Origin of the sequence: Pseudomonas sp. 91RF (assembly GCF_003576265.1) — a bacterium.
Classification (GTDB): domain Bacteria; phylum Pseudomonadota; class Gammaproteobacteria; order Pseudomonadales; family Pseudomonadaceae; genus Aquipseudomonas; species Aquipseudomonas kribbensis.
Genome location: NZ_QWFC01000047.1, coordinates 60,011 through 78,749 on the forward strand (window position 1 = coordinate 60,011; position 18,739 = coordinate 78,749).

Genomic DNA, 18,739 nt, shown 5'->3' on the forward strand with positions numbered 1-18,739 from the left:
CGATAGGTTGCGCAGCAACCGCAACAGACAACTAGAAGATCCAAGCCAAGCGGAGCACTCGTGATGAAACAGCCCAAACCGAATTTCTACAACCTGGCCTGGCGTTGGCATTTCTATGCCGGATTGTTCGTCGCGCCTTTCATGGTGATGCTGGCCCTGACCGGCATCATTTACCTGTTCAAACCGCAGCTCGATTCGCTGATGTACAGCAGCCTGCTGAACGTCCCGGCCGGGCATCACACCGTACCGGCCGATGACCTGCTGCAAAAGGTCAAAAGCGCTTATCCACAAGGCCAGGTCACCCAGTACCTGCCACCCGCGAACGCCGAACGCAGCGCGCAATTCGTGGTGAAAAATGCCGGCCATGAGCTGAACGTGTTCGTCGATCCGTACCACGGCGACATCCTCGGCGAGCAGGATGCCAAGCAGAACCTGCAGGCGCTCGCCCGGGCCATCCACGGCGAACTGATGATCGGCACCGTCGGTGACCGACTGATCGAACTCGCCGCCGGCTGGGGCGTGGTGCTGGTGGTGTCCGGGGTTTTCCTGTGGTGGCCGCGCGGTCAGGCCGCGGGGATTCTGTGGCCACGGCTGAACAGTCGCGGTCGCGTTCTGTGGCGTGACCTGCATGCCGTCACCGGTTTCTGGGGCGCCGCATTGCTGCTGGTGATGCTGCTCAGCGGCATGACCTGGACCGGCTTCTGGGGCAAGCAATACGCCCAGGTGTGGAACGTGTTCCCGGCGGCAATGTGGAACAACGTACCGACCTCCGACGTCGAGGCTGGCAGCCTCAACAACGCCGCCCGCCAGACCGTACCGTGGGCCATGGAAAATACGCCGATGCCGATGTCCGGCGACCACGCCGAACACATGGCCCACGGCGGCATGCAACACGGCCCCGCCGCACCGATCATCAGCCTGCAGGACGTGCAGAACATCGCCGTCGACCGCAAGGTCGAGCCCGGCTACAGCATCACGATGCCGACCACCGCCACCGGCGTGTTCACCATCGCGGTGTTCGCCGACGACCCGCGCAACGATGCAACCCTGCACGTCGACCAGTACACCGGCAAGGTGTTGGCCGATGTGCGATTCGAGCACTACGGTGCCGTGGCCCGGGCCACGGAAATCGGCGTGATGCTCCACGAAGGCAAGATGTTCGGCACCTTCAACCAGATCATCGTGCTGCTGATCTGCCTGATGATCCTGCTCAGCGCCGTCAGCGGCGTGGTGATCTGGTGGAAGCGCCGGCCACAGGGCAAGTTCGGCGTACCGCCGCTGCGCCACGATCTGCCGAAATGGAAAACCGGGGTGGCGATCATGCTGGTGCTGGCGGTGGTGTTTCCGCTGGTAGGCGCTTCGCTGGTGGTGGTGTGGTTGCTGGACCGACTGCTGCTGTCGCGTCTGGGCCGGCAAACTGAATCTGCCTCAACTTCATCATGAAACAGGCGAGATGCGCGACCTAGACAGATCTTTAAACTGCCGGGGCTTAAACTCCGGCAATTTTTAGTGTTACTGTATAACGCTAATTGCTGCTCTGCCCGCAGTCATGCATTGTCATGAGCCTGCGGGCTTTTCATTTGAAGAAGTGATTCACCGCCCGATGAACAAGTTCCTCTTGTCCAGCCTCTGCCTGTTCGCCCTGAACAACAGCGCCCATGCCGACAGCGCGCCGCTGACGTTGCCCACCGGCACCATTACCGCGCTCGCCAATGACGACCAGAACGTCAGCCTGACCACGCCGACCAGCGCCGGCTCGCGCCTGAACCTCACGGCCATGGAAACCCCGGCCAGCGTCGAAAGTCTGAGCGGCGAGCAGGTCCGCGCCCGTGGTGATCGCAGCGTGCAGGACGCGGTGTCGCGCAGCACCGGCATCAGCCGCACCGGCACGCCGGGCGATGGCGGCACTTCGTTGCAGGCCCGGGGATTTACCGGACAGAGTTCGGTGATGCAGTTGTATGACGGCAACCGCATGTACACCGGCATGGGCACCGTGACGTTCCCGGTCGACACCTGGTCGGTGGAGCGCGTCGACGTGCTGCGCGGCCCGGCCTCGGTACTGTACGGCGAAGGCGCGACCGGCGCGGTGGTCAACGTGATCCCGAAGAAGCCGTTCGAAGGCGAAATCGAAAACCACGTGCGCGTCGGCTACGGCTCGTTCGACCTCCAGCAGCAGGCGTTCGACAGCGGCGGTTCGCTGACCGACACCCTGAGCTATCGCCTCAACCTCAATCGCCTGCGCAGCAACGGTTGGATCGATCGTGGCGACTCGTCCAGCGACTTCATCAGCGTCGCCCTGCGCTGGCAGGCCACCGATGATCTGGCCTTCACCCTCGCCCACGATTACGGCGATCAGCGCCCGCAGAACTACTTCGGCACGCCGCTGATCAACGGCCAGTTGAAGGACAGCCTGCGCAACAAGAACTACAACGTGCGCGACGACAAGCAGCACTACAACGATCAATGGACGCGCCTGACCACGGACTGGCAGCTCAACGATGCGGTCAGCGCCAGCAACGAGCTGTACTACCTCAAGGCCCAGCGCCGCTGGCAGAACGCCGAGAACTACAACTTCGACACCGGCAGCCAGCAACTCAGCCGCAGCGGCTACTTCGGCATCGGCCATAAACAGGAACAGGTCGGCGATCGCCAGACCTTCACTTTCAAGCATTCGCTGTTCGGCCTCGACAGCCAGACCGTGACCGGCGTTGATTACAACCGCATCCGCTTCCAGCTCGACAGCAACTCGCCGTTCAATGACGTGTTGCCGAACGGCCAGCCGCTGGATCTGTATCACCCGCAACCTGGCTATTTCGAGAGCGCGAACCCGTACCGCGATCAATTCGACAGCACCACAAAGCAGATGTCGGTGTTCGCCGAAAACCGCACGCAACTGAGCGAGCGCTGGTCGCTGGTGACCGGTGTACGACGCGACTACGTGCACGTGGATCGCACCAATCTGGTCGACGACAGCCAGAGCGACAAGACCCTGACCGGCAACAACTGGAAGGCCGGCCTGGTGTTCGCGCTGACCCAGGACACCTCGTTCTACGGCCAGGTCGCCACCAGCACCGATGGCATCGGCGGGCTGATTTCCCTGAGCCCGAGCCAGCAGCAATATGACCTGTCCACCGCGCGGCAGACCGAGATCGGCCTGAAGCAGCTGTTCTGGGATCAGCGCGGCGAGTTCACCCTGGCGGCGTATCGCATCGTGAAGAAGAAGCTGCTGACCGACGATCCGGGCAACCCGACGCTCAAGCAACAGGTCGGCCAGCAATCGTCGAACGGCCTGGAAGCCAGCCTCGATCTGCAACTACCGAACGCCTGGCAACTGCAAGCCAACGCCGCCATCGTCAAAGCCAAGTACGACGATTTCGAAGAGGTGGTCGGCGGCGTGCCGGTGTCGCGCAACGGCAATCGTCCGGTGGACGTGCCACGCCGCACCGCCAACCTGTGGCTGAGCAAAGCGCTGACCGATGACCTGAAGGCCGGTGCCGGTGTGCGTTATGTCGATGCACGTTATGCCGACATGGCCAACCACAACGAGCTGCCGAGCTACACCGTGGTCGATGCGACGCTGTCGTGGAAAGCCCTGCGCAACACCACGCTGGGCTTGCAGGTGAACAATCTGTTTGACCGGACCTATGCGCAAAGCCAATACAATGAGGGCCAGCAGTGGATTCTGGGTGAGCCTCGTTCGTTCTTTGTCACGGCTGATTACCAGTTTTAAATCGTGTTGTCCCTATCGCGAGCAGGCTCGCTCCCACATTTGGAATGGGTTCATTTGTGGGAGCGAGCCTGCTCGCGATGAGGCCATAAGATGCACCGAAGCTCTCAAGAGAAATGCATGACTTCACTGTCCCTGACGAACCTCGCGTGGTCCCCCTTGGGCCACAACCACTGCCATCACCAGTTCCAGCTGCGTGACGCTTCGTTGCAAGTGGCCGCCGGTGAGTTCGTCGGGCTGATCGGGCCCAACGGCAGCGGCAAGACCAGCCTGTTGCGCTGCGCCTATCGCTTCAGTCAGCCGGAGCACGGTGAGGTCAGACTCGGGCACCACAACGTCTGGAAACAATCCTCACGCTGGTGCGCGCAACGCATCGCCGTGGTGCTGCAGGAATTCCCCGACGCCTTCGGCCTGACCGTCGAAGAAGTGGTCGCCATGGGCCGCACACCGCACAAAGGCCTGTTCGATGGCGACACGCTGGAAGACCGCCAGCTCGCCACTCAGGCACTGAAATCCGTGGGCCTCGACGGCTTCGAAGATCACGCGTTCGCCACGCTGTCCGGCGGTGAAAAACAGCGTGTCATCCTCGCCCGCGCCCTGACCCAGCAACCGCAACTGCTGATCCTCGACGAGCCGACCAACCACCTCGACCCGCGTTATCAGCTGGAACTGCTGCAATTGGTCAAGTGTTTGCAGATCGGCACCCTGGCGAGCATCCACGACCTGAACCTGGCCGCCGCGTTCTGCGACCGGTTGTATGTGATCAACCACGGTCGCATCGTCGCCAGCGGCACACCGCAAGAAGTGCTCACTGTTGAATTGCTGCGCGACGTGTTCGGCGTCGAAGCATTGATCGATCCACACCCCCTCCACGGCTACCCGCGAATCACCTGGATAACCCGACCATGACTGTGCGCTCCCTGCTTTGCCTTGCTCTGCTGCTGGGCACCACCCATGCCTTCGCCGAGGCCACGAAGTACCCGCTGACGATCCACAGCTGCAACCGCGAAGTGACTTTCAAGGAAGCGCCGAAACATGCGGTCAGCCACGACATCAACATGACCCAGATGATGCTCGCCCTCGGCCTCAAGTCGAAGATGGCCGGCTACAGCGGCGTCAGTGGCTGGAAGTCGGTGACACCGGAAATGCAGAGCCTGCTCGACGGTTTGCCGGAGCTGGCAGCCAAGTACCCGTCAGTGGAAACGTTGCTCAACGCCAACGTCGATTTCTTCTTCGCCGGCTGGGACTATGGCATGCGCGTCGGTGGTGACCTCACGCCACAAACCCTGCAACCGCTGGGCATCAACGTTTATGAGCTGACCGAATCCTGCGCCTTCGTGATGAAGCGCCCGGCCGCCACGCTGGAAGACACCTACAACGACCTGCGCAACCTCGGAAAGATCTTCGACGTGCAGGACCGCGCCAACGCGCTGATCGCCGACATGCAAAGCCAGGTCGCGGAAATCCGCAAAGACCTGCCCGCCGAAAAACCGCGAGTGTTCCTGTACGACAGCGGCGAGGACCGCGCCATGACTTCCGGCCGCCTCGGCATGCCGCAGGCGCTGATCGACGCCGCTGGCGGGCGCAACGTTCTCGATGACGTCGAAGCGAGCTGGACCCGGGTCAACTGGGAAACCGTGGTCGAGCGCAATCCGCAGGTGATCGTGATCGTCGACTACAGCGAAATCACCGCCGAACAGAAGATTGAATTCCTTCTGAAGAACAAGGCGCTGCAATCGGTGGATGCGATCAAGAACCAGCGCTTCATCGTCATCCCTTACGTGCAGGCCACGCCAGGGATCGACAACGTGCTGGCCGTTGAAACCCTGGCCAAAGGTTTCCACGGAGAATGATCAATCGTCGTTACGCCTGGCTGCTGATCGCCCTCGGCGCGGTACTGCTGGTGTCGTGCGTGGTGTCGCTGGGCTTCGGACCGGCGCGGGTGCCGGTGGACGTGGTGTGGCGGATTCTGCTGCACAAGTTGTTCGGCCTCGGCGTGCCGGACTGGAGCGCCGGCCAGGAACACATCGTCTGGCTGATCCGCGTGCCGCGCATGTTGCTCGGTGCATTGGTCGGCGCCGGGCTGGCATTGATCGGCGCGGTGCTGCAAGCGGTGACGCGCAACCCGCTGGCCGATCCTCATCTGCTCGGTGTCACCTCCGGCGCCACCCTCGGCGCAGTGATCGTGGTGCTGCACGTCGGTGAAATTGTCGGTCTGCTGACCTTGCCGATTGCCGCATTCATCGGCGCGCTGTTGAGCATGTTTCTGGTGCTGGGCATCGCCAACCGACAGGGTCGGCTGGACAGTGATCGTCTGCTGTTGTGCGGCGTGGCGGTGTCGTTCGTGATGATGGCGGTCGCCAACCTGCTGCTGTTCATGGGCGATCACCGGGCGAGCTCGGCGGTTATGTTCTGGATGCTCGGCGGCCTCGGTCTGGCGCGCTGGGAATTGCTCGCGGTGCCGGCGCTCAGCGTCCTGCTCGGGCTGATTCTGCTGATCGGCATGGCCCGTCCGCTGAACGCATTGATGGCCGGCGAACAGACTGCCGTCACCCTCGGCCTGAATGCGCGGGCGGTGCGGCTGCGAGTGTTCGTGATCGCCTCGCTGATGACCGGGGTGCTGGTATCGATCAGTGGTTCCATCGGTTTTGTCGGGCTGATGGTGCCGCACATCGCCCGGCGCCTGATCGGGGCAGAACATCGACGCCTGCTGCCGGTGTGCGTGTTGCTCGGCAGTGTGTTTCTGGTGTGGGTCGATGTCGCCGCACGCACGCTGATCGCTCCCGAAGACCTGCCCATCGGCGTCGCCACCGCGGCCCTCGGCGGCCTCTTCTTCATCGGGCTGATGCGCCGCCGCTGAGCCTGCCTTAAACTGCGCGCCCGATTTTTTCTCAGGATGAGCGTCATGTTGAAAGCAGCTGTTGTCGCGTTGCTGTTTGTGGGATCCAGCTCGGTGCTGGCCGATACGACCGTCGATGTCTCGAAGATCTACGGCAAGATCAAATTCGTCGACAGCTTCCCCGATTACAAGGTGAAGGTCGTGGACTCGTTTCCCGACCTCAAAGTGAAGAAAGTCGACTCGTTCCCGGATTCGGCCGGCAAATGGAAAACCGTCGACAGCTTTCCCGACTACAAAATCCAGATCGTTGATTCCTTCCCTGATTTCACCATCAAGTACGTCGATTCGTTCCCCGGTGTGAACTGAGTTCCACCCGACACCGCTGCCGCCTCGCGGCAGCACCACTATGAAGCACTTCCCTGCACCATACCCTGCCGCCTGTCCCCTCCTGGTGCGCTGTCTCTGCGCGCAACCGCTCTAAACCGACCTTTTGCTGCCCGATCCCGACCGGGCACAGCCCTTGCAAAACAGCCTTCAGTCGTTCGCATCTGCCAACCATAAAAAACTTTAACGTTCGTGGAGATCGCACAATGAAGCGTCGCAGTTTGATCAAGGCTTTCACACTCACGGCATCCATTGCCGCGATGGGCATGACCTGGACCGTACAGGCCGCCGATACCATCAAGGTCGGGATTCTGCATTCATTGTCCGGCACCATGGCGATCTCCGAAACGTCGCTCAAGGACATGGCGTTGATGACCATCGACGAGATCAACGCCAAGGGCGGGGTGAACGGCAAGATGCTCGAACCGGTGGTGGTCGACCCGGCGTCGAACTGGCCACTGTTCGCAGAAAAGGGCCGGCAGTTGCTGACTCAGGACAAGGTGGCGGTGGTGTTCGGTTGCTGGACCTCCGTGTCGCGCAAATCGGTGCTGCCTGTGTTCGAAGAACTCAACGGTCTGCTGTTCTACCCGGTGCAATATGAAGGCGAAGAAATGTCGCCGAACGTGTTCTACACCGGCGCCGCGCCGAACCAGCAAGCGATCCCGGCGGTTGAATATCTGATGAGCGAAGAAGGCGGCAGCGCCAAGCGCTATTTCCTGCTCGGCACCGACTACGTGTACCCGCGCACCACCAACAAGATCCTGCGTTCGTTCCTGCACTCAAAAGGCGTAGCGGACAAGGACATCGAAGAGGTCTACACCCCGTTCGGTCATAGCGACTATCAAACCATCGTCGCCAACATCAAAAAATTCTCGGCCGGCGGCAAGACCGCTGTGATCTCCACCGTCAACGGCGACTCCAACGTGCCGTTCTACAAAGAGCTGGCCAACCAGGGCCTGAAGGCCACCGACGTACCGGTGGTGGCGTTCTCGGTGGGCGAAGAAGAACTGCGCGGCATCGACACCAAACCGCTGGTGGGCAACCTCGCGGCGTGGAACTACTTCGAGTCGGTGGAGAATCCGGTGAACAAGAAGTTCGTCGATGACTGGAAAGCCTACGCGAAGAAACACAACCTGCCGGGCGCCGACAAAGCCGTGACCAACGACCCGATGGAAGCCACTTACGTCGGTATCCACATGTGGGCGCAGGCGGCGGAGAAAGCCAAGTCCACCGACGTCGACAAGGTCCGCGAAGCCCTCGGTGGCCAGACCTTCGCTGCGCCGTCCGGCTACACCCTGACCATGGACAAGACCAATCACCACCTGCACAAACCGGTGATGATCGGCGAGATCCAGGCCGACGGTCAGTTCAACGTGGTGTGGCAGACCGAAGGGCCGATTCGTGCGCAGCCGTGGAGCCCGTTCATTCCGGGTAACGACAAGAAGCCGGAGTATGCGGTGAAGAGCAACTGAGCCATTGGATGCCCGCCTCGATACTTGAGGCGGGTACAAATCCCTGTGGGAGCGACGGTTCGACCTGCTCGCGATGACGGCAGCACATTCAACATCACTGTGACTGAACCACCGCTATCGCGAGCAGGCTCGCTCCCACAATAGTCCGAGCAAGGCGCCTCTCTATGCCCACTGCCCTTTATCGCTTGATCCTGGCCATCGCACTGCTGCTGCCGATGGCCGCCCACGCCGGGGATGCCGAAGACTTCGTCGCCGCCAACCCCACGCAACAGGCCAGACTGCTGGAAGCCTGGGCCGCGCAGCCCGACCCGGCCCGTGTCGAACTGATCAACGCCCTGCAACAAGGCGAACTGACTGTCGACGGCCAACCCAAGACCCTGCGCCTGAACAACCGCCTGCGGGGTCTGATCGACACCGCTCTGGCCAGCCACCAATTGCTCGCCGCCGACGCCAAAACCCGTCTGACCGCCGCCCGGCAATTGCAGAAAAGCGCCAAACCGGCGCAGCTGAAATTCCTCGACCGGCAACTGGCTGGCGAAAAAGATGAAAACGTCCATGCCGCCCTGAGCCTGGCGCTGGCCAACCTGCAACTGGTCGACGCGGACCCGGCGGTGCGTCTGGCGGCCGTGCGTCTGCTCGGTGAAACCGGCGACCCGCTGGCCCGCACTCGCCTCGAAGGCCTGCTCGAACCCGGCGTCGAAACCGATGCCAATGTGCGCACCGCCGCCGAAACCAGCCTCGCCCAGGTCAAACGCAAACTGCTGATCGGCGAACTGCTCGGTCAGGCCTTCAGCGGCATGTCCCTCGGTTCGATTCTGCTGCTCGCGGCACTGGGCCTGGCGATCACCTTCGGCTTGCTGGGTGTAATCAACATGGCCCACGGCGAGATGCTGATGCTCGGTGCCTACTCTACTTATGTGGTGCAGTTGATGTTCCAGCGCTACGCACCGCAGGCCATCGAGTTCTATCCGTTGATTGCACTGCCGGTGGCGTTCTTCGTCACCGCCGCCATCGGTATGGCCCTGGAGCGCACGGTGATTCGTCACCTCTACGGCCGGCCGCTGGAAACCCTGCTCGCCACCTGGGGCATCAGCCTGATGCTGATTCAGCTGGTGCGTCTGGTGTTCGGCGCGCAGAACGTTGAAGTGGCGAATCCGGCCTGGCTGTCCGGCGGGATTCAGGTGCTGCCGAATCTGGTGCTGCCCTACAACCGCATCGTGATCATCGCGTTTGCGTTGTTCGTAGTGGTGCTGACCTGGCTGCTGCTGAACAAGACTCGCCTCGGTCTGAACGTGCGCGCCGTCACCCAGAACCGCAACATGGCCGCCTGCTGCGGCGTGCCCACCGGGCGTGTCGACATGCTCGCCTTCGGCCTCGGCTCGGGCATCGCCGGACTCGGTGGCGTGGCCCTGAGCCAGATCGGCAACGTCGGCCCGGACCTCGGCCAGAGCTACATCATCGACTCGTTCCTGGTGGTGGTGCTCGGCGGCGTCGGGCAACTGGCCGGCAGCGTGTTCGCCGCCTTCGGCCTGGGCATCGCCAACAAGATTCTCGAACCGCAGATCGGTGCGGTGCTCGGCAAGATCCTGATCCTCGCGCTGATCATTCTGTTCATCCAGAAACGTCCGCAAGGCCTCTTCGCACTGAAAGGACGGGTGATCGATTGATGAACCAGCCATTGATGCTTACGGCCACGCAAAAGGCCGGCCCCAAAGTCACCCTCGCTGTCGGTGCTGTCGTTCTCGCGCTACTGATCGCCCTGCCGCTGCTGTCGCTGTTGCCTTCGGACAGTGCGCTGCACGTCTCGGCCTATACTCTGACGCTGGTCGGCAAGATTCTCTGCTACGCCATCGTCGCCCTGGCGCTGGATCTGGTCTGGGGTTACGCAGGTCTTTTGTCGCTGGGCCACGGTCTGTTCTTCGCCCTCGGTGGTTATGCGATGGGCATGTACCTGATGCGTCAGGCCGCCGGTGATGGCTTGCCGGCGTTCATGACCTTCCTGTCGTGGACCGAGTTGCCGTGGTACTGGAGCGGCACCGGCAACTTCCTCTGGGCCATGTGCCTGGTGGTGCTGGCGCCGGGGCTGCTGGCGCTGGTGTTCGGTTTCTTCGCCTTCCGTTCACGGATCAAGGGTGTGTATTTCTCGATCATGACCCAGGCCCTGACCTTCGCCGGGATGCTGCTGTTTTTCCGCAACGAGACCGGCTTCGGCGGCAACAACGGCTTCACCAATTTCCGCACGATTCTCGGTTTCGGCATCACCGAACCCGGCACTCGCGCGGTGCTGTTTCTGGCGACGGTGCTGTTGCTGGTGGCGAGCCTGTTCATCGGCTGGCGCCTGGCCCGCAGCAAGTTCGGCCGGGTGCTGACCGCGCTGCGCGATGCGGAAAACCGTTTGATGTTCTGCGGCTACGATCCGCGCGGTTTCAAGTTGTTCGTCTGGGTGTTGAGCGCGGTGTTGTGTGGTCTGGCCGGTGCGCTCTATGTGCCGCAAGTGGGGATCATCAACCCGAGCGAAATGTCGCCGACCAACTCGATCGAAGCCGCCGTCTGGGTAGCCCTTGGCGGGCGCGGCACCCTGATCGGTCCGCTGCTCGGCGCCGGCGTGGTCAACGGCATGAAGAGCTGGTTCACCGTGGCCTTCCCCGAATACTGGCTGTTCTTCCTCGGGGCGCTGTTCATCGTCGTGACGTTGTACCTGCCCAAAGGCGTGATCGGTCTGCTGAAGAAACGAGGTGAATCATGAGAGTCACGGCGAGCGCTGAATTCATGCTGGAACCGGCCTTCTTCCCGGTGGAGCCCAACAAGGACGAGGGCACCAGCCGCGACTCGATCGGCCTCGGACAACGCGTCGGTCCGGGCCTCGACACCCGTCACGGCACGATCCTGACCCTGGAGGACATCAGCGTCAGCTTCGACGGTTTCCGCGCGCTGAACGCTCTGAACCTGTACATCGGCGTCGGTGAACTGCGCTGCATCATCGGCCCCAACGGCGCGGGCAAGACCACGCTGATGGACGTGATCACCGGCAAGACCCGCCCGAGCCACGGCAAGGCGTGGTTCGGCGAAACCCTCGACCTGACGCAGATGAGCGAAGTGCAGATCGCCCAGGCCGGCATCGGTCGCAAGTTCCAGAAACCGACGGTGTTCGAAGCGCTGAGCGTGTTCGAGAACCTGGAGCTGGCGCAGAAAACCGACAAGTCGGTGTGGGCCAGTCTGCGGGCGAAGTTGAGCGGCGAGCAAAAAGACCGGATCAGCGAAGTGCTCGACACCATTCGCCTGACCACCTCGGTCAATCGCCCGGCGGGGCTGCTGTCCCACGGGCAGAAACAGTTTCTGGAAATCGGCATGTTGCTGATGCAGGACCCGCAACTGCTGCTGCTCGATGAACCGGTGGCGGGCATGACCGACGCCGAAACCGAGTTCACCGCCGAGCTGTTCAAGTCGCTCGCCGGCAAGCATTCGCTGATGGTGGTGGAACACGACATGGGCTTCGTCGGCTCGATTGCCGACCACGTCACCGTGTTGCACCAGGGCAGCGTGCTGGCCGAAGGCTCGCTGGAACAGGTGCAGGACAACGAGCGCGTGATCGAGGTTTACCTCGGCCGTTAGCCTGTCAATACACACCCCATGTGGGAGCGAGCCTGCTCGCGATAGCGATTTATCCAACAACACATCTGCTGCCTGATCTACCGTCATCGCGAGCAGGCTCGCTCCCACGGGGGATTTGAGGAGAGGCTGAACATGCTGCAAGTCGACAAACTGCACCAGTACTACGGCGGAAGCCACATCCTGCGCGGCCTGAGCTTTGACGTGAAGGTCGGCGAAGTCACCTGCCTGCTCGGCCGTAACGGCGTGGGCAAGACCACGCTGCTCAAATGCCTGATGGGCCTGTTGCCGGCCAAGGAAGGCGCGGTGAACTGGGAAGGCCAACCGATCACCACGTACAAGCCGCATCAGCGGGTGCACGCCGGGATCGCCTATGTGCCGCAGGGTCGGGAGATCTTCGGCCGGCTGACCGTGGAAGAAAACCTGCTGATGGGCCTGTCGCGCTTCCCCGGCAGCGAAGCCAAAGAGGTTCCGGCGTTCATCTACGAGCTGTTTCCGGTGCTGCTGCAAATGAAACAGCGGCGCGGCGGCGACCTGTCCGGCGGTCAGCAACAACAACTCGCCATCGGTCGTGCATTGGCCAGCCGCCCGCGTCTGCTGATCCTCGACGAGCCCACCGAGGGCATCCAGCCGTCGGTGATCAAAGAAATCGGAGCAGTGATCAAGAAGCTCGCGGCCCGGGGCGACATGGCGATTCTGCTGGTGGAGCAGTTCTACGATTTCGCCGCCGAACTGGCCGATCAGTACCTGGTGATGTCCCGGGGCGAGATCGTGCAGCAGGGCCGTGGCGAAAATATGGAAGCCGAAGGTGTGCGCGGGCTGGTGACTATTTGAAGTTACGGTCTAATCTGTAGCGTCCTAACGATAATCAGAAAACATGAACTTACCTTTAGCGACTGCCCTGTTTACCCCGAGCTGGCATGCCGAGCTTGAGCTGGCCTACGCCCGCTTCGGCGATTGCACGCGCCCGACCCGACGCCGGCACCTCGGCCCGCTGCGGGTGCAAAAGCATCTGTACGCCGAAGGGCCCGAGGTCTGCCAGCACATCATCGTCCACCCGCCGGGCGGCATTGCCGGCGGTGACCGGCTGAACATCAGCGCCCGCGTTGAACAGGATGCCTGGGCACAGATCACCAGCCCCGGCGCGGCCAAGTGGTATCGCGCGGCGGGCCCCGCTTATCAGTCGCTGAACCTGCATGTCGCCGCCGGCGCGACACTGGAGTGGCTGCCTCAGGAAACCATCGTCTACAGCGCCGCCCAGGCGCAACTCTCGACCTCGATCGACCTTGAAGGCGATGCGCGGCTGTTCTACTGGGACGTGGTGGCACTCGGGCGCCCGGCCAGTGGCGAGCGTTTCGACCTCGGGCATTTCCAGGCCCATCTGGATATTTGCCGCGATGGCCGGTTGCTCTGGCATGAGCGCCAGCGCATCGTCGGCGCTGACGGTTTGCTTGATTCACCGATCGGGCTGGATGGTAATCCGGTTTTTGCGACCTTGCTGGTGACCGGCGAAATCGATGCCGAACTGCTGGAGCGCTGCCGCTCGCTGGGGCATGAAGTGCGCGGGGATCTGACGCAATTGCCCGGTCTTTTGGTCGCCCGTTGCCTGGCCAGTGAAGCGTTGCTGGCGCGAGCGTGGCTTATCGAACTCTGGCGATTGCTCAGGCCTGCGCTGCTTGGCCGCGAAGCCCTGCCTCCCCGAATCTGGAACACCTGAAATGCAATTGAAACTGTGGGAGCGAGCCTGCTCGCGATGGCGTCGACACATTCAACATTTGAGTTGCCTGACATTCCGCAATCGCGAGCAGGCTCGCTCCCACAGGCCCTGTGCATATAACTCTTACTGCCCAAATGGATTTCTACGATGGACCTGACCCCACGCGAAAAAGACAAGCTGCTGATCTTCACCGCCGGCCTGGTTGCCGAGCGGCGACTGGCCCGTGGCGTGAAGCTCAACTACCCGGAAGCCATGGCCTATATCTCGGCGGCGCTGCTCGAAGGCGCCCGGGACGGCCAGACCGTGGCCGAGCTGATGCACTACGGCACCACCCTGCTGACCCGCGATCAGGTGATGGAAGGCATTCCGGAAATGATCCCGGAGATCCAGGTCGAAGCGACGTTTCCCGACGGCACCAAACTGGTGACCGTCCACCAACCGATCGTCTGAGGCCGCGCCATGACTTACACCATCCGCGATGCCCTGCACGCCGACTTGCCGGCGATCCGCGACATCTACAACGACGCCGTGCTCAACACCACGGCGATCTGGAATGAATCCGCCGTCGATCTCGGCAACCGTCAGGCGTGGTTCAGCGCGCGCCAGGCCCAGGGTTATCCGATCCTGGTGATCGTCGACGCCGACAACACCACCCTCGGCTACGCTTCGTTCGGTGACTGGCGGCCGTTCGACGGTTTCCGCCACACGGTCGAACACTCGGTTTACGTGCGCAGCGACCAGCGCGGCAACGGCCTCGGCCCGCAATTGATGAGCGCGCTGATCGAACGCGCGAAAACCTGCGGCAAGCACGTCATGGTCGCCGCCATCGAAAGCGGTAACGCGGCATCAATCCGCCTGCACGAACGCGCCGGTTTCATCACCACCGGGCAAATGCCGCAGGTCGGCACCAAGTTCGGCCGCTGGCTCGACCTGACGTTCATGCAACTGACCCTCAATCCTGGCGCGGAGCCGCCGCCCGCCAACAAGGAGTGACACCGATGAACCCCGCCCAACTGCGACGCGTCAATGCCGAAAGTTTTGCCCACTATCGTCAGGGCCTGATCGAGCTGCTGCTGGATGCTGTGGGTTATGGCGCCAGCGTCGGCTTCATGGCCGATCTCGATGCCGCGCAGGCCCGCGCCTATTTCGATGAAGTGCAGGACAACCTGAACAAGGGCAACGTCTTGCTGTGGGTGGTGGTCAAGGACGAACAGGTGCAGGCCAGCGTGCAGCTGGGCCTGTGCCAGAAGGCCAACGGTCTGAACCGCGCCGAGGTGCAGAAACTGCTGGTGCGCGAACAGGCCCGGCGACGCGGCCTCGGCCAGCAGTTGATGGAAGCACTGGAACTGACGGCCCGCCAGTACAAGCGCGGCATGCTCTACCTCGACACCGAGGCCGGCTCCCCGGCCGAAGATTTCTACAAGGCCCTGGGTTACACCCGCGCCGGGGAAATCCCCGACTACGCCTGCGACCCGAACGGCACCTATCGCCCGACGGCCCTCTATTACAAAGTCCTGCAAGGAGCGAACTGATGATTCCCGGCGAATACCGGATCCAGCCCGGCGATATCGAACTCAACGTCGGTCGCCGCACGATCAGCCTGAAAGTGGCGAACAGCGGCGACCGGCCGATCCAGGTCGGCTCGCACTACCACTTTTTCGAAACCAACGACGCCCTGACCTTCGACCGCGCCGCCAGCCGTGGCATGCGCCTGAACATTCCGGCGGGCACGGCCGTGCGCTTCGAGCCGGGACAAAGCCGCGAGGTGGAACTGGTGGAATACGCCGGGCACCGGCGGGTGTTCGGGTTTGCCGGGCGGGTCATGGGTGACCTCTGAATTTTGCGGTGCCTCCATCGCGAGCAGGCTCGCTCCCACATTAAACCGAGTTCCTCCAGCTGGAGTCCGCCCCCCTGTGGGAGCGAGTCTGCTCGCGAAAGTGAGCGCAGCGAACGATCTCAAAACCAATTGAATTCCAAGGCGAACACATGAAGATCTCGCGTCAAGCCTACGCCGACATGTTCGGCCCCACCGTCGGCGACAAGGTGCGCCTGGCCGACACCGAGCTGTGGATCGAGGTCGAACAGGACTTCACCAGCTACGGCGAAGAAGTGAAATTCGGCGGCGGCAAAGTGATCCGCGACGGCCAGGGCCAGAGCCAGTTGCTGGCCGCTGAAGTGGTCGACACCGTCATCACCAACGCGTTGATCATCGACCACTGGGGCATCGTCAAGGCTGACGTCGGCCTCAAGGACGGGCGCATCGCCGCCATCGGCAAGGCCGGCAACCCGGACGTGCAGCCCGGCGTGACCATCGCCATCGGCGCCAGCAGCGAAGTGATTGCCGGCGAAGGCATGATCCTCACTGCCGGCGGCATCGACACCCACATCCACTTCATCTGCCCGCAGCAGATCGAAGAAGCGCTGATGAGCGGCGTCACCACCATGATCGGCGGCGGCACCGGGCCGGCCACCGGCACCAACGCCACCACTTGCACTTCGGGGCCGTGGCACCTGGCGCGGATGCTTCAGGCGGCGGACGCATTCCCGATGAACATCGGCCTCACCGGCAAGGGCAACGCCAGCCTGCCGGAGCCGCTGATCGAACAGGTCAAGGCCGGCGCCATCGGCCTCAAGCTGCACGAAGACTGGGGCACCACCCCGGCGAGCATCGACAACTGCCTGAGCGTCGCCGACCAGTACGACGTGCAAGTGGCAATTCATACCGACACCCTCAACGAGTCCGGTTTCGTCGAAACCACCCTCGGCGCGTTCAAGGGCCGGACCATCCACACCTACCACACCGAAGGGGCCGGCGGCGGCCATGCACCGGACATCATCAAGGCCTGCGGTTTCGCCAACGTGCTGCCGAGCTCGACCAACCCGACCCGGCCGTTCACCCGCAATACCATCGACGAACACCTCGACATGCTGATGGTCTGCCACCATCTCGACCCGAGCATCGCCGAAGACGTGGCGTTCGCCGAGAGCCGCATCCGCCGTGAAACCATTGCCGCCGAAGACATCCTCCACGACCTCGGCGCGTTCTCGATGATCAGCTCCGACAGCCAGGCCATGGGCCGCGTCGGTGAAGTCATCACGCGCACCTGGCAGACCGCCGACAAGATGAAAAAGCAGCGCGGCCCGCTGCCTCAGGATGGCGAAGGCAACGACAACTTCCGCGCCAAACGCTACATCGCCAAGTACACGATCAACCCGGCGATCACCCATGGCATCAGCCATGAAGTGGGTTCGGTGGAAGTCGGAAAATGGGCGGATCTGGTGCTGTGGCGCCCGGCGTTCTTCGGCGTGAAACCGACGCTGATCCTCAAGGGCGGCGCCATTGCCGCGAGCCTGATGGGCGACGCCAACGCCTCGATCCCGACTCCGCAACCGGTGCATTACCGTCCGATGTTCGCCAGTTACGGCGGCTCGTTGCACGCCACCAGCCTGACGTTCATCAGCCAGGCGGCGCAGGAATCCGGGCTGCCCGAAGCGTTGGGCTTGAAGAAAAAAATCGCCGTGGTCAAAGGTTGTCGCGACGTGCAGAAAACCGACCTGATCCACAACGATTACCTGCCGCAGATCGACGTCGACCCGCAGACCTATCAGGTCAAGGCCGACGGCGTGCTGCTCTGGTGTGAACCGGCCGAGACTCTGCCGATGGCCCAGCGTTACTTTCTGTTCTAGGTTCACCGACACACGGAAAAGGCCTCGGGCTCGCGCATGACGCGCGGACCGAGGCCTTTTCCGTGTCGATCGATTGTCTGAGGATGGCGGAACTCTCGAACGGTCGTGTGATTCTCGCCAGACGGACTACGCTTCGAGACGCACACTGCAATTCCCGTTCAGGTAATCCTTCATGCGTCTTTCCGGATTCATCGAAACTCATGTTGATGCAATCGTCGGTGAATGGGAAAAATTCGCCCGGACCATCACCCCCGCAGCCGACTTTCTCGACGGCCCGGCCCTGCGCGACCATGCCCGGTCGATCCTGCTGGCCGCTGCGCGCGACATGAGTAAACCCCAGACGCCCCGCGAGCAGGTGGCCAAGGCCAAAGGCGAAGGTCCGGAGAAGACTCCCAGCCTGGACAAGGCGGGTGCCAGCCACGGTGAACTGCGCCACACGGTGGGCTTTGATCTGGTCCAGATGACGTCCGAATTTCGGCATCTGCGTGCCTGTGTGATCCGGCTGTGGATCACTCATCTGAAATCACCGGACATGGCCGCTTTCCAGGACATGATCCGTTTCAACGAAGCCATCGATGAAGCCTTGGCGGAATCGACTGCGGCGTACGCAGAACAGGTCAATCGCTCCCGGGACATATTCCTTGCCATCCTTGGCCACGACCTGCGCGCACCGTTGCAGGCCGTCAGCATGTCCGTCGAACTGCTGATGCGCAAAACGACGCTGCAGGATGAAGCCCTGCTCTGCGCACAGAACATCAGGCAGGGTTCGCGGCACATGGCGGCGATGGTCAGCGATCTGCTGGAGCTGGTGCGCAGTCGTCTGGGCAAGAGCCTGCCGATCGAGCCGGTGCCCATGGATCTGGCCGATACGGCGCGGGCTGCGATTGCAGAAGCCTGCGCCGGCAACCCGCAAAGCGATCCGACGCTGATCATCGAAGGTGATACACGGGGTGTCTGGGATTCAGGTCGACTGGCACAACTGCTGCAAAATCTGATCGGCAACGCCTTGCAGCATGGAACGCACCCGAGAGATCTGATCGTGACACTCAGAGGGCAGGCCGACACCGTCAGCCTGACGGTGCACAACCATGGCGAGCCGATTTCCGAGGAGGCGATCGGCACGATTTTCGATCCGTTGGTGCGCAGCTCCGATGAAGAACTCGGTCAGGCCTCGACCAGCCTCGGGCTCGGCCTGTTCATCGTCAAGGAAGTGGTGACCGCCCATGGCGGGACGATCGAAGTCAGTTCCAGCGAAGCCGACGGAACACTGTTCAGCGTGACGCTGCCCAGACAGGCCTGAGACG

The 18,739-nt window shown here is 62.4% G+C and carries 18 protein-coding genes; all 18 read left to right on the forward strand.

The genetic code is table 11. From position 1 onward, the window contains the following. The first annotated feature begins 63 nt into the window (after positions 1–63). The 18 genes from DXT77_RS23610 to DXT77_RS23695 all read left to right on the forward strand — a co-directional run bounded on the left by DXT77_RS23610 (position 64) and on the right by DXT77_RS23695 (position 18,735). Positions 64–1,443, forward strand: coding sequence for a PepSY domain-containing protein (locus tag DXT77_RS23610; protein ID WP_119429403.1), 1,380 nt, complete (start codon positions 64–66; stop codon positions 1,441–1,443). A gap of 160 nt (positions 1,444–1,603) precedes the next feature. After that, positions 1,604–3,730, forward strand: coding sequence for a TonB-dependent siderophore receptor (locus tag DXT77_RS23615; protein ID WP_119429404.1), 2,127 nt, complete (start codon positions 1,604–1,606; stop codon positions 3,728–3,730). Between the two features lie 117 nt (positions 3,731–3,847). Beyond that, positions 3,848–4,636: an ABC transporter ATP-binding protein gene (locus DXT77_RS23620; protein WP_119429405.1), complete on the forward strand. Its 789-nt coding sequence runs from the start codon at positions 3,848–3,850 to the stop codon at positions 4,634–4,636. Continuing rightward, entirely contained in the window at positions 4,633–5,580 is a 948-nt protein-coding gene (locus DXT77_RS23625; protein ID WP_119429406.1) for an ABC transporter substrate-binding protein, read from the forward strand. The genes DXT77_RS23620 and DXT77_RS23625 overlap by 4 nt, the downstream gene beginning before the upstream one ends. Continuing rightward, entirely contained in the window at positions 5,577–6,587 is a 1,011-nt protein-coding gene (locus DXT77_RS23630) for an iron ABC transporter permease (protein WP_119429407.1), read from the forward strand. Before DXT77_RS23625 ends, DXT77_RS23630 begins: the two co-directional genes overlap by 4 nt. 45 nt (positions 6,588–6,632) lie before the next feature. Beyond that, entirely contained in the window at positions 6,633–6,932 is a 300-nt protein-coding gene (locus DXT77_RS23635; RefSeq protein WP_119429408.1) for a hypothetical protein, read from the forward strand. Positions 6,933–7,156: 224 nt separating this feature from the next. After that, complete coding sequence (gene urtA / locus DXT77_RS23640) at positions 7,157–8,422, forward strand: urea ABC transporter substrate-binding protein (protein ID WP_119429409.1); 1,266 nt, start codon at positions 7,157–7,159, stop codon at positions 8,420–8,422. Positions 8,423–8,586: 164 nt separating this feature from the next. After that, positions 8,587–10,089, forward strand: coding sequence for an urea ABC transporter permease subunit UrtB (urtB, locus tag DXT77_RS23645; RefSeq protein WP_119429410.1), 1,503 nt, complete (start codon positions 8,587–8,589; stop codon positions 10,087–10,089). Continuing rightward, the gene (urtC, locus tag DXT77_RS23650) at positions 10,089–11,168 is read left to right on the forward strand and encodes an urea ABC transporter permease subunit UrtC (protein WP_119429411.1); all 1,080 of its coding nucleotides are present in this window, start codon (positions 10,089–10,091) and stop codon (positions 11,166–11,168) included. The genes urtB and urtC overlap by 1 nt, the downstream gene beginning before the upstream one ends. Then, positions 11,165–12,034, forward strand: a complete 870-nt coding sequence (gene urtD, locus DXT77_RS23655) for an urea ABC transporter ATP-binding protein UrtD (protein ID WP_085711202.1) — start codon at positions 11,165–11,167, stop codon at positions 12,032–12,034. The genes urtC and urtD overlap by 4 nt, the downstream gene beginning before the upstream one ends. Positions 12,035–12,166: 132 nt before the next feature. Next, on the forward strand, positions 12,167–12,865 hold the full coding sequence (gene urtE / locus DXT77_RS23660; protein ID WP_085685026.1) for an urea ABC transporter ATP-binding subunit UrtE: 699 nt from the start codon (positions 12,167–12,169) through the stop codon (positions 12,863–12,865). Positions 12,866–12,908: 43 nt separating this feature from the next. Further along, on the forward strand, positions 12,909–13,748 hold the full coding sequence (locus DXT77_RS23665; RefSeq protein ID WP_119429412.1) for an urease accessory protein UreD: 840 nt from the start codon (positions 12,909–12,911) through the stop codon (positions 13,746–13,748). A gap of 147 nt (positions 13,749–13,895) precedes the next feature. Beyond that, a complete protein-coding gene (ureA, locus tag DXT77_RS23670) occupies positions 13,896–14,198 on the forward strand; it encodes an urease subunit gamma (RefSeq protein WP_039766748.1) in 303 nt (100 codons plus the stop codon). Positions 14,199–14,207: 9 nt separating this feature from the next. Beyond that, entirely contained in the window at positions 14,208–14,741 is a 534-nt protein-coding gene (locus DXT77_RS23675; protein ID WP_119429413.1) for a GNAT family N-acetyltransferase, read from the forward strand. A 5-nt stretch (positions 14,742–14,746) separates the two neighbouring features. Then, positions 14,747–15,280 carry a GNAT family N-acetyltransferase gene (locus DXT77_RS23680; RefSeq protein ID WP_119429414.1) on the forward strand — a complete coding sequence of 178 codons (534 nt, stop codon included), beginning with the start codon at positions 14,747–14,749 and terminating at the stop codon, positions 15,278–15,280. Further along, complete coding sequence (locus DXT77_RS23685; RefSeq protein ID WP_119429415.1) at positions 15,280–15,585, forward strand: urease subunit beta; 306 nt, start codon at positions 15,280–15,282, stop codon at positions 15,583–15,585. Before DXT77_RS23680 ends, DXT77_RS23685 begins: the two co-directional genes overlap by 1 nt. Before the next feature lie 149 nt (positions 15,586–15,734). Further along, on the forward strand, positions 15,735–17,435 hold the full coding sequence (gene ureC, locus DXT77_RS23690) for an urease subunit alpha (RefSeq protein WP_119429416.1): 1,701 nt from the start codon (positions 15,735–15,737) through the stop codon (positions 17,433–17,435). Positions 17,436–17,607: 172 nt separating this feature from the next. After that, on the forward strand, positions 17,608–18,735 hold the full coding sequence (locus tag DXT77_RS23695) for a sensor histidine kinase KdpD (RefSeq protein ID WP_119429417.1): 1,128 nt from the start codon (positions 17,608–17,610) through the stop codon (positions 18,733–18,735). Positions 18,736–18,739 lie beyond the last annotated feature (4 nt).

Bases quoted from the DNA above. Each gene is read 5' to 3' on its own strand.
- DXT77_RS23610 (WP_119429403.1), top strand. From the start codon at position 64: ATGAAACAGCCCAAACCGAATTTCTACAACCTGGCCTGGCGTTGGCAT.
- DXT77_RS23615 (WP_119429404.1), top strand. From the start codon at position 1,604: ATGAACAAGTTCCTCTTGTCCAGCCTCTGCCTGTTCGCCCTGAACAAC.
- DXT77_RS23620 (WP_119429405.1), top strand. From the start codon at position 3,848: ATGACTTCACTGTCCCTGACGAACCTCGCGTGGTCCCCCTTGGGCCAC.
- DXT77_RS23625 (WP_119429406.1), top strand. From the start codon at position 4,633: ATGACTGTGCGCTCCCTGCTTTGCCTTGCTCTGCTGCTGGGCACCACC.
- DXT77_RS23630 (WP_119429407.1), top strand. From the start codon at position 5,577: ATGATCAATCGTCGTTACGCCTGGCTGCTGATCGCCCTCGGCGCGGTA.
- DXT77_RS23635 (WP_119429408.1), top strand. From the start codon at position 6,633: ATGTTGAAAGCAGCTGTTGTCGCGTTGCTGTTTGTGGGATCCAGCTCG.
- urtA (WP_119429409.1), top strand. From the start codon at position 7,157: ATGAAGCGTCGCAGTTTGATCAAGGCTTTCACACTCACGGCATCCATT.
- urtB (WP_119429410.1), top strand. From the start codon at position 8,587: ATGCCCACTGCCCTTTATCGCTTGATCCTGGCCATCGCACTGCTGCTG.
- urtC (WP_119429411.1), top strand. From the start codon at position 10,089: ATGAACCAGCCATTGATGCTTACGGCCACGCAAAAGGCCGGCCCCAAA.
- urtD (WP_085711202.1), top strand. From the start codon at position 11,165: ATGAGAGTCACGGCGAGCGCTGAATTCATGCTGGAACCGGCCTTCTTC.
- urtE (WP_085685026.1), top strand. From the start codon at position 12,167: ATGCTGCAAGTCGACAAACTGCACCAGTACTACGGCGGAAGCCACATC.
- DXT77_RS23665 (WP_119429412.1), top strand. From the start codon at position 12,909: ATGAACTTACCTTTAGCGACTGCCCTGTTTACCCCGAGCTGGCATGCC.
- ureA (WP_039766748.1), top strand. From the start codon at position 13,896: ATGGACCTGACCCCACGCGAAAAAGACAAGCTGCTGATCTTCACCGCC.
- DXT77_RS23675 (WP_119429413.1), top strand. From the start codon at position 14,208: ATGACTTACACCATCCGCGATGCCCTGCACGCCGACTTGCCGGCGATC.
- DXT77_RS23680 (WP_119429414.1), top strand. From the start codon at position 14,747: ATGAACCCCGCCCAACTGCGACGCGTCAATGCCGAAAGTTTTGCCCAC.
- DXT77_RS23685 (WP_119429415.1), top strand. From the start codon at position 15,280: ATGATTCCCGGCGAATACCGGATCCAGCCCGGCGATATCGAACTCAAC.
- ureC (WP_119429416.1), top strand. From the start codon at position 15,735: ATGAAGATCTCGCGTCAAGCCTACGCCGACATGTTCGGCCCCACCGTC.
- DXT77_RS23695 (WP_119429417.1), top strand. From the start codon at position 17,608: ATGCGTCTTTCCGGATTCATCGAAACTCATGTTGATGCAATCGTCGGT.